Annotated in this window: 10 protein-coding genes and 1 pseudogene; all 11 read right to left on the bottom strand. The window is 70.4% G+C overall.

Translation table 11 applies throughout. The features are described from left to right. Nucleotides 1-76: 76 nt before the first annotated feature. Nucleotides 77-859: a flagellar type III secretion system pore protein FliP gene (fliP, locus tag ABB33_RS17575; protein WP_054665835.1), complete on the bottom strand. Its 783-nt coding sequence runs from the start codon at nucleotides 857-859 to the stop codon at nucleotides 77-79. 2 nt (nucleotides 860-861) lie between these two features. After that, nucleotides 862-1,248, bottom strand: a complete 387-nt coding sequence (fliO, locus tag ABB33_RS17570) for a flagellar biosynthetic protein FliO (RefSeq protein ID WP_152985156.1) — start codon at nucleotides 1,246-1,248, stop codon at nucleotides 862-864. 35 nt (nucleotides 1,249-1,283) lie between these two features. Next, entirely contained in the window at nucleotides 1,284-1,643 is a 360-nt protein-coding gene (gene fliN / locus ABB33_RS17565; protein WP_056932954.1) for a flagellar motor switch protein FliN, read from the bottom strand. Further along, nucleotides 1,636-2,652, bottom strand: a complete 1,017-nt coding sequence (gene fliM, locus ABB33_RS17560) for a flagellar motor switch protein FliM (protein WP_054665826.1) — start codon at nucleotides 2,650-2,652, stop codon at nucleotides 1,636-1,638. Before fliM ends, fliN begins: the two co-directional genes overlap by 8 nt. Before the next feature lie 10 nt (nucleotides 2,653-2,662). Then, nucleotides 2,663-3,196, bottom strand: a complete 534-nt coding sequence (locus ABB33_RS17555) for a flagellar basal body-associated FliL family protein (protein WP_056932953.1) — start codon at nucleotides 3,194-3,196, stop codon at nucleotides 2,663-2,665. Between the two features lie 148 nt (nucleotides 3,197-3,344). Then, nucleotides 3,345-4,532 (bottom strand): flagellar hook-length control protein FliK, encoded by a 1,188-nt coding sequence (locus ABB33_RS17550; RefSeq protein ID WP_056932952.1) that lies wholly within the window; start codon nucleotides 4,530-4,532, stop codon nucleotides 3,345-3,347. After that, entirely contained in the window at nucleotides 4,529-4,981 is a 453-nt protein-coding gene (fliJ, locus tag ABB33_RS17545; RefSeq protein WP_054665818.1) for a flagellar export protein FliJ, read from the bottom strand. The genes ABB33_RS17550 and fliJ overlap by 4 nt, the downstream gene beginning before the upstream one ends. Then, nucleotides 4,978-6,387 (bottom strand): FliI/YscN family ATPase, encoded by a 1,410-nt coding sequence (locus ABB33_RS17540; RefSeq protein ID WP_056932951.1) that lies wholly within the window; start codon nucleotides 6,385-6,387, stop codon nucleotides 4,978-4,980. The genes fliJ and ABB33_RS17540 overlap by 4 nt, the downstream gene beginning before the upstream one ends. Beyond that, complete coding sequence (locus ABB33_RS17535; RefSeq protein ID WP_056932950.1) at nucleotides 6,384-7,031, bottom strand: FliH/SctL family protein; 648 nt, start codon at nucleotides 7,029-7,031, stop codon at nucleotides 6,384-6,386. The genes ABB33_RS17540 and ABB33_RS17535 overlap by 4 nt, the downstream gene beginning before the upstream one ends. Next, nucleotides 7,028-8,014, bottom strand: a complete 987-nt coding sequence (fliG, locus tag ABB33_RS17530) for a flagellar motor switch protein FliG (RefSeq protein ID WP_054665809.1) — start codon at nucleotides 8,012-8,014, stop codon at nucleotides 7,028-7,030. The genes ABB33_RS17535 and fliG overlap by 4 nt, the downstream gene beginning before the upstream one ends. Before the next feature lie 133 nt (nucleotides 8,015-8,147). Beyond that, a pseudogene (locus tag ABB33_RS19000) lies at nucleotides 8,148-8,309 on the bottom strand (threonine/serine dehydratase); the annotation flags it as partial. Nucleotides 8,310-8,343: the final 34 nt, after the last annotated feature.

Raw genomic sequence — 8,343 nt, 5'->3', positions numbered from 1 at the left:
GGTCAGGGGGGCGGGGCCGCGGCGCGGACGCGCGCCGGGACGTCGAAGTGGACGACAGGGACGGGCGCGCGGTGCTTCAGACCGCGTTGAAACTGGCCGCCAGCGTGCCCACCACCAGCACCCAGCCATCGACCAGCACGAACAGCAGGATCTTGAACGGTGCGGAGATCAGCATCGGCGAGAGCATCATCATGCCCATCGACATCAGCACGCTGGACACCACCAGGTCGATGATCACGAACGGGATGAAGATCAGGAAGCCGATCTCGAACGCGGTCTTCAGCTCGCTGGTGACGAACGAGGCCACCAGCACCGGGAACGGGATCGCCTCCGGGCCCGCGTAGGGCCCCTGGCCGGCCAGCCCGGCAAAGGTCATCAGGTCGGTCTCGCGCACCTGCGCCAGCATGAACGCACGCAGCGGCTGGGTGGTCAGGGTCCACGCGGTCTGGAAATCGATCTTGCCGTCCAGATACGGGGCCATGCCGGTGGACCACGCCTTGTCCCAGACCGGCATCATGATCATCGCGGTCAGGAACAGCGCCAGCCCGAGCAGCACCTGGTTGGAGGGTGTCTGCCCGGTGCCCATCGCCTGCCGCAGCAGGCCCAGCACGATGATGATGCGGGTGAAGGCGGTCAGTACCAGCAGCAGCGACGGCAGCAGGGTGATCGCCGTCATCAGCAGCAGCGTCTGCAGCGGCAGGCTGACCGGGGCGCCGCCGATCTTGCCGACGTTCACGTCGGGCAGGGCCGGCATCTGCGGTGCGGCGGGGGTCGCCCAGGCCAGCAGTGGCAGGGCCAGCAGCGCGAACACGATCGCCAGCTGGCAGCAGAAACGGGAGTTGAAGCGTTGCGGCAGCATGCTCAGGCGTCCTTGCGCAGCTTCTGTTGCAGCAGCTGCGCGAAATTCGGTAGGTGTTTGAGGTTGGGCAGGGTGGCCGGCGCCAGCGCGGGCAGCGGCTCGGGCAGGGTGTGCAGGGTGCTGATGCCGCCGCCGGTCACGCCCAGCAGCAGTTGCTGGCCGTTGACCTCGACCACCACCACGCGCTCCTTGGCGCCGACGTTGAGGCTGGCCACCAGCTTCAACCCTTCGGCGGGGCGGAACCCGCTGCCGGGCATGCGCTTGAGCAGCCAGCCCAGGCCGACGATCAGCGCCAGTACCGCCAGCAGCGCCATCACCGCGCCGAACAGGCCCGGCGCGGTGGCCGCGTGCTGGCCGACCGGCGCCGCCTGCGGATGGCCCTGGGCCATCGCGGCGACGGCCAGGGCGGTGGCCGGCAGCAGGCTCAACGCAGTCTCCGGATGCGCTCGCTGGGGCTGACCACGTCGGTCAGGCGCACGCCGAAGCGGTCGTTGATGACCACCACCTCGCCGTGTGCGATCAGGGTGCCGTTGACGAACACGTCCAGCGATTCGCCGGCGCCGCGCTCCAGTTCCACCACCGAGCCCTGGTTGAGCTGCAGCAGGTTGCGGATCGGCACGCGCGCACGCCCGACTTCCAGCGACAGCGTCACCGGCACGTCCAGGATCACGTCCAGGTTGAGGTCGGCGTTGCCGTCGCCCTCGGCCTGCAGGTTGGCGAACTGCGCCGGCTCGGCGGCGGGCGCGGCGGGTGCGGTGGTCTCGGAGGGATCGTGCTCAGTCATGGGAATTTTCCTGGGACGCGGACGGGCGCGGCGGCCTGCCCGGCGGATGGGTAGCGGTGATCTTGATGGCGTTGCGGTCGCCGGCGATGCCGAACTCGCCGGTGAACACCGGGATGCCTTCGACGCACAAAGGCACTTCCTTCAGCATCTCGATGGGCAGGATGTCGCCGACCTTCAGCCGGCTGAGCTCGCGCAGGCTCATGCGCCGGCGCGCGATCACGCTGGACAGCTCCACCTCGGCGGTGTCCAGCTGCTCGCGCAGCATGATCGCCCAGCTCTCGTCGCGGTCGTTGCGGTCGCTCTGGATGCCGGCATCGAGCAGTTCGCGGATCGGTTCCAGCATCGAGTACGGCAGGGTGATGTGGATGTCGCCGCCACCGCTTTCCAGCTCGACGTGGAAGCGGCACACCACCACGTACTCGCGCGGGCTGACGATGTTGGCGAAGTGCGGGTTGATCTCGGAATTGATGTAGTCGAAATCGACGTTCATCACCGGGCTCCAGGCCTCGCGCAGGTCGACGAAGGCCTGCTTGAGCATCAGCTGGATCACGCGCATCTCGGTGGCGGTGAACTCGCGGCCCTCGATGCGGGTGTGGTAGCGCCCGTCGCCGCCGAAGAAGTTGTCCACCACCGCGAACACCAGGGTCGGCTCGAACACGATCAGGCCGGTGCCGCGCAGCGGCTTGAAACGGACCAGGTTGAGGTTGGTGGGCACGTACAGCGAATGCAGGTAATCGCCGAACTTGATCAGCTCGATGCCGCGCACCGAGATCTCGGCCGAACGCCGGATCAGGTTGAACAGGCCGATGCGCCACAGGCGCACGAAGCGCTCGTTGACCATCTCCAGCGTGGGCATGCGCCCACGGATGATGCGGTCCTGGCTGGCGAAATCGTAGGGCCGCGCCTCGCCCGGGGGCGAATCGGGTTCCACGGTGTCCACCGTACCGGAGTCGACGCCATGCAGCAGGGCGTCGATTTCATCCTGGGACAGCAGGTCGTTGATGCTCATCGGCGTCGCCTTACTGGGTGACGAAGCTGGTGAACAGCAGGTCGTCGGCGGTCTTCTTGCCGGTCTCGGCCTTCATCAGCTTCTGCACTTCGGCCAGCGCCGCGGCCTGCAGGCGCTCCTTGCCGGCACGGTCGGCGATCTGCTCGGGCTCGACCTGGGAGAACAGCATCAGCAGCTTGGCGCGGATCGCCGGTGCGTGCGTCTGCAGCGCCGGCAACGCTTCCGGGTCACGGGTCATCAGCTGCACTTCGACCTGCAGGTAGCGCGGGCCGTCCACGCGTCCGTTGAGGTTGACCACGAAGGCCGGGTCGAGCGCGAAGTACTGTGCCGGGGCCGGCGTGGCCGGCGCCGCGGCCTTGGCCTTGGACGGCGCCGCATCGGCGTGGCGCTGGGTGAAATACCAGACGGCACCACCGGCGCCACCGGCGGCGATCACGGCGATCAGGATGGTTGCCAGCAGCGAGCGGCGCGGCTTGCCGGTGGCGTCCTTGTCCTTGTCCTTGGAAGTGTCTGGCTTGCGGGATTTGTCGGCGGCGGCTGCCACGTTGTGCTCCTCAGGGTTGCTGCCCCTGGATATGCAATACGCGTGCCGCAGCGTGCGCCGGTGGCGATGACGGAAAATTGGCGGGCCGGCGCCGGGGGCCGGTGCCCCGTTGCGCGGGGCTGGCCGCCCCCGCGGCCTTGCCTACGACTCAGGCGTAGGCGTCGAGCAGGCCGCGCAGGCGCAGCGGGCGGATGATGGCGTCCGGCAGGGAACCGGCATCGCCGGGCTCGCCGTCGTTGCCCATGCCGGCGGCACCGCCGGTATGGGACGTACCGGGCTCGGACTGACGGTGGCCGACATCGGCCTGGGCCAGCTGCAGGCCCTGTTCGCCGAGCATTTCACGCAACCGCGGCAGGCCGCTCTCCAGCGCCTGGCGGACCTCGGCATGGGCGCTGGAGAAGGTGGCGTGGACGCGATCGCCATCCAGCTGTAGCTTCACTTCCACCGGCCCCAGGTCGTTCGGGGTTACACGGATGTGGGCATGGCCGATCTTCTGGTCGGCCAGCCAGCCGACACGCGCGCCGATGGCCTCGTCGAAATCCGCGCCCTGCATGTCCACCGGCGCGGACAGCGCCGGCGGGAAGGCTGGCGCCGGACGGGCGTCTGCCACGCTGGCCAGGTTCTGCAGCAGCGGGCCGAACAACGCCGCGCCGGCACCTGGATCCATGGGCGCTGGCGCATTGCCGGCGCCGCCGCGTGGCAGCTCCGGCGTGGCATCCAGGCTGGCCAGCTGCGCCAGGACGTCGGCCTCGGTCGTGGCCGCCGGGGCGGTGGCGGCAGCGGTGGCAGCGGCCTGCGCGGGGGGCGCTGCCTGCGGCGGCGCGACAGCCATCGGCAGCGGCGTGGTCGGCGCGGATGTCGCTGGCGCCGGCGGGGTGGTGGACGGCGGCAGGTCGCTGCCACCCCCGGCCACCGCCGGGGCGGGGGCCAGCGCCGCCATCGTCGCCGGCACCGGCTGGGTGCCCGGCAGCAGCCCGGCAAGACCGGGCGGCGGCCATTGCGGCGCGTCGGCGTCGGTGTCGTCCTGGCCGCGACCCTCGTCGCTGGCTGCCGGTTTCCCAGCGTCACCGGCCGCGGAGGCCTCGCTGCCCGGCGTCGTGTCCGCAGGTGCTGCCGGTGCGGCGGCCGGATCGCCGCCGTCACGGTCCGGCGTGTCCGCGGCCGGCGTGGCCGCGGGCTTGGCGCGCGGCGCCGGCTGCGGCGCCGACTGTGGGGCGGCCTGCAGCAGCGCATCGAAGCCGCCGGCCTGCCTGTCGTTGCCGGCGCCGGTCCGTGCCGGGGTACCGGTCGCGGGCGGCGCGCTGGCCGCGGCGGCGCCCAGGGACAGTGGCGTCATGGGGTCTCGTCCTCGCCCGAGAGCTGGGCCTGGCGGGCGCGGCGCGCGCCGAGGTCGTCCATCTCGCGCTGGTCGCGGCGCTCCTCCACCTGTTTTTCGCGGGCACGGTAGCTGGCTGCCAGCTGTTCCAGCACCTGCTTGTCGCGGCTGGCCAGCAGCAGCCGCGCGCGCTCGGCATCGACGCGTTCGCGGTTGCGGTCCACGGTCTGGCTCTGCTGCTGCACGGCGCTGTCCAGGCGGTCGAGGAACGCGCGCCGGTTCATCAGCTGCGACGGACTGGTGGCGGCCATCTGCGCGCCGGCGTATTCCTCGGCGTAGCGGCGCAGCTCCTCCAGGCGCGACAGGTGCATGTCCAGCGCCTGCTGGCGTTCGGCCAGGGCGCGGGCGACCTCGTCTTCGTGATCCTGTGCACGACGCAGCAGGGGGTCCAGGCGAAGGGATTGCTTCATGGGACGTTCTCGCTTTCGACCAGGCGTTTCAAGGCGGCAAGGCTGTGGGGTAGGTCGGCGGCCAGGCTGACGTCCTGGCCGAGGAATTCGAGGATTTCGGGCCAGCGCTCGAGCGCTTCGTCGGTGGCCGCATCGTTGCCGCGCTGGTAGGCGCCGATGGCGATCAGGTCGCGGTTAGCCGAGTAGGCCGCCACCAGCCGCTTGAGCTTGCGGATGCGCAGGCGCCAGGCGTCGTCGGCGATGTCCTGGACCACGCGGCTGACCGACGATTCGACGTCGATGGCCGGGTACAGGCCGGAATCGGCGACCCGGCGCGAGAGCAGGATGTGGCCGTCGAGGATGGCGCGGGCCGCATCGGCGATCGGGTCCTGCGGGTCGTCGCCCTCGGTGAGCACGGTGTAGAAGGCGGTGATCGAGCCGCGCCCCTTGGCGCCGTTGCCGGCGCGTTCCACCAGCGCCGGCAGTTTGGCGAACACGCTGGGCGGGTAGCCGCGGGTGGTCGGCGGTTCGCCGACGGACAGGCCGATCTCGCGCTGCGCCTGGGCAAAGCGGGTCAGCGAATCCATCAGCAGCAGCACGTTCAGGCCCTGGTCGCGGAACCACTCGGCGATCGCGGTGGCGCGGTAGGCACCATGCAGGCGCGCCAGCGGCGGGCGGTCGGCCGGCGCGGCCACGACCACGGCGCGGCGCAGGCCTTCCTCGCCCAGGGTGGTCTCGACGAAGTCGCGCACTTCGCGGCCGCGTTCGCCGATCAGCCCGACCACGATCACGTCGGCCGAGGTGAAGCGGGTCATCATTCCCAGCAGCGTCGATTTGCCGACGCCGGAACCGGCGAACAGGCCCACGCGCTGGCCGCGGCCGATCGGCAGCAGCGCGTTGATCGCGCGCACGCCCACGTCCAGCGGCTGGATGATGGGTTCGCGCGCCAACGGGTTGATCGACACGCCGGCCATGCTGGCGCTGCCTTCGGCGCGGATCGGGCCCTTGCCGTCCAGCGGCACGCCGTCGCTGTCGATGACGCGGCCGAGCAGGCCTTCGCCGACCTCCACGCCGCCGCGCCGGTAGGACGGCACCACGCGCGCGTTCGGCAGCAGCCCGTGCAGTTCGGCGCTGGGCATCAGGTAGGTGCGTTCGCTGGCGAAACCCACTACCTCGGCATCGACCCAGCCGCCGTCGACTTCGACCTTGCAGGTGGCGCCCATCGGCGCCTCGCAGCCGACCGCTTCCAGGGTCAGGCCCACCGCGCGGCGCAGCACGCCTTCGCGGATCAGGCCGCGCCCGTGGCCCGGTTCGATGTCGATGGCGTCCAGCCGTGCCGCCAGCCGCAGGTTGCGCGCGGCCGACCAGGCCGCGGGTGCCGGTGGCGGCCGGTTGGTCGGCGGGGTATCGGTGAAGGCGGGGCTCATTGGCTGGCTCCGGCCTTGCGCATCACCGTGGACAGGGCCGCGCGCAGGCGTGCCTCCAGTGTGCCGTCGATGCGCACGCTCTCGGCGTGCACGCGCAGGTCGCCGCGGCTCAGGCCGGGGTCGGGGCTCAGGCGCTGGCCGGGTGCCAGCTTCAGCAGCGGCGCCAGCGCGGCGATGTCGTCCGGGTGCAGGCGTACCTCGACCTCGCGGCTGCTGCCGCCAACCGCTTCAAGGGCCTCGTTGACCAGTTCCTGCAGCAGCGCCGGCTCGGCCTGGTAGGCGCGACCCAGCAGTTGCCCGGCCACGCGCACGGACAACTCGCCCAGCGCGGCCACCACTTCGCCTTCCAGGCGCAGCAGCGGGCGGCTGAAGTTGTCCAGGATGCCTTCGATCTGCGCCACCAGCCGGCGTATCTCGGCCTGGCCCTGGGCAAGGCCTTCGGCATGGCCTTCGGCGTGTCCCTGTTCCAGCCCTTCCTGGCGGGCGGCGTCCTGGATGGCCTGGATTTCCTCCAGCGTCGGTGGTTGCAGCAGCGGTTCCGGCGGCATGTCCGGCGCATCGGCCGGGTAGCCGTCGGCCAGGTCCTGCGCCGACGTCTGCGCGACGGTGAGATCGGGGGCCATCCAGCGCACGACGGGACTCACAGCATGGTCTCCGCATTGCCACCGATGGTGACCGTGCCTTCATCGGCCATGCGCTTGACGATGGCCAGGATCTCGCGCTGCGCGGCTTCCACGTCGGACAGCTTGACCGGGCCGCGGGCCTCCATGTCCTCGAGCAGGATCTCGGCGGCGCGCTGGGACATGTTGCGGGTGATCTTGTCGCGCACCTTGATGTCGGCGCCGCGCAGGGCCAGGCCCAGGCGTTCGCCGCTGACTTCGCGCAGCACCAGCTGCATCTCGCGGTCGTCCAGGTCCACCAGGTCGTCGAACACGAACATCAGGTCCTGAATGCGGCTGCCCAGCGGCGCATCGACCTGCGCGATCGAGCTGAGGATCGCCTGGTCCTGGCCGCCGTCCATGAAGTTGAGGATGTTGGCCGCGCACTGCACGCCGCCGATGTTGGACGACTTCAGGTTCTGGTTGCCGGCGAACTGGCGCTCCATGATCTCGTTGAGTTCGTTCAGCGCGTTGGGCGGGATGCCATCGAGCGTGGCGATGCGCAGCAGTACGTCGACCCGGGTGCGTTCGGGCAGCAGCTTCAGCGCTTCGGCGGCCTGGTCGTTCTCCAGGTGCGACATGACGATGGCGATGATCTGCGGATGCTCGTTGCGCACCAGGTCGGCGACCGCGCGCGGGTCCATCCACTTCAGCGTGTCCAGGCCGGTGGTGTTGCGGCCGAGCAGGATGCGGTCGATCAGGTTGTTGGCCTTTTCGTTGCCCAGCGCCTGCACCAGCATGTTGCGGATGTAGTCGTCCGAGCCGACGCTGAGCGAGGTCTTGTTGCCGAGTTCGTTGCTGAACTCGTCCATGACCTGCTGCACCTGCTCGCGGCTGACGTCGGTCAGGGTGGCCATGGCGATGCCGATCTTCTGCACCTCCTTGGGTTCCATGTGGCGCAGCACTTCCGCCGCGTCGGCTTCGCCCAATGACAGCAGCAGCACGGCGGCGCGCTGCACGCCGTTCATGGGAACGATGGAGTCAGTCATTGGCCACCCATCCCTTCACCACCTGGGCCACGCGCTTGGAGTCCGAGCGCACCGCCTCGCGCGCCATGCGCAGGCGTTCCTCGTAGGCATCCAGCGGCAACGCCAGCGGCGCGGCGCCGCCCAGCTGCAGGTGGTCGGCCTTGAGATGCAGGTTCGCGCCGGACAGCGCGTCCAGGGCACGCGAACGCAGAACCGGCGTGACCGTGGCATGGGCCGCGATACGGGCCGCGGCGGCCAGCACGACGGCGGGCCCGGGCAGGGTGAGTTCAACCATGGGGAAAGGTTAACGCTGACTCGTATACAAATCT

This window comes from Stenotrophomonas acidaminiphila (genome assembly GCF_001431595.1).
In the GTDB taxonomy this organism is placed as follows: Bacteria; Pseudomonadota; Gammaproteobacteria; order Xanthomonadales; family Xanthomonadaceae; genus Stenotrophomonas; species Stenotrophomonas acidaminiphila.
Note: the sequence above shows the minus strand (reverse complement) of the source record. Positions and strands in the feature narration are given on the sequence as shown.

What these genes read in the sequence shown, in the direction of transcription:
- fliP (WP_054665835.1), bottom strand. Translation starts at nt 859, where the DNA reads ATGCTGCCGCAACGCTTCAACTCCCGTTTCTGCTGCCAGCTGGCGATC.
- fliO (WP_152985156.1), bottom strand. Translation starts at nt 1,248, where the DNA reads ATGGCCCAGGGCCATCCGCAGGCGGCGCCGGTCGGCCAGCACGCGGCC.
- fliN (WP_056932954.1), bottom strand. Translation starts at nt 1,643, where the DNA reads ATGACTGAGCACGATCCCTCCGAGACCACCGCACCCGCCGCGCCCGCC.
- fliM (WP_054665826.1), bottom strand. Translation starts at nt 2,652, where the DNA reads ATGAGCATCAACGACCTGCTGTCCCAGGATGAAATCGACGCCCTGCTG.
- ABB33_RS17550 (WP_056932952.1), bottom strand. Translation starts at nt 4,532, where the DNA reads ATGACGCCACTGTCCCTGGGCGCCGCCGCGGCCAGCGCGCCGCCCGCG.
- fliJ (WP_054665818.1), bottom strand. Translation starts at nt 4,981, where the DNA reads ATGAAGCAATCCCTTCGCCTGGACCCCCTGCTGCGTCGTGCACAGGAT.
- ABB33_RS17540 (WP_056932951.1), bottom strand. Translation starts at nt 6,387, where the DNA reads ATGAGCCCCGCCTTCACCGATACCCCGCCGACCAACCGGCCGCCACCG.
- fliG (WP_054665809.1), bottom strand. Translation starts at nt 8,014, where the DNA reads ATGAACGGCGTGCAGCGCGCCGCCGTGCTGCTGCTGTCATTGGGCGAA.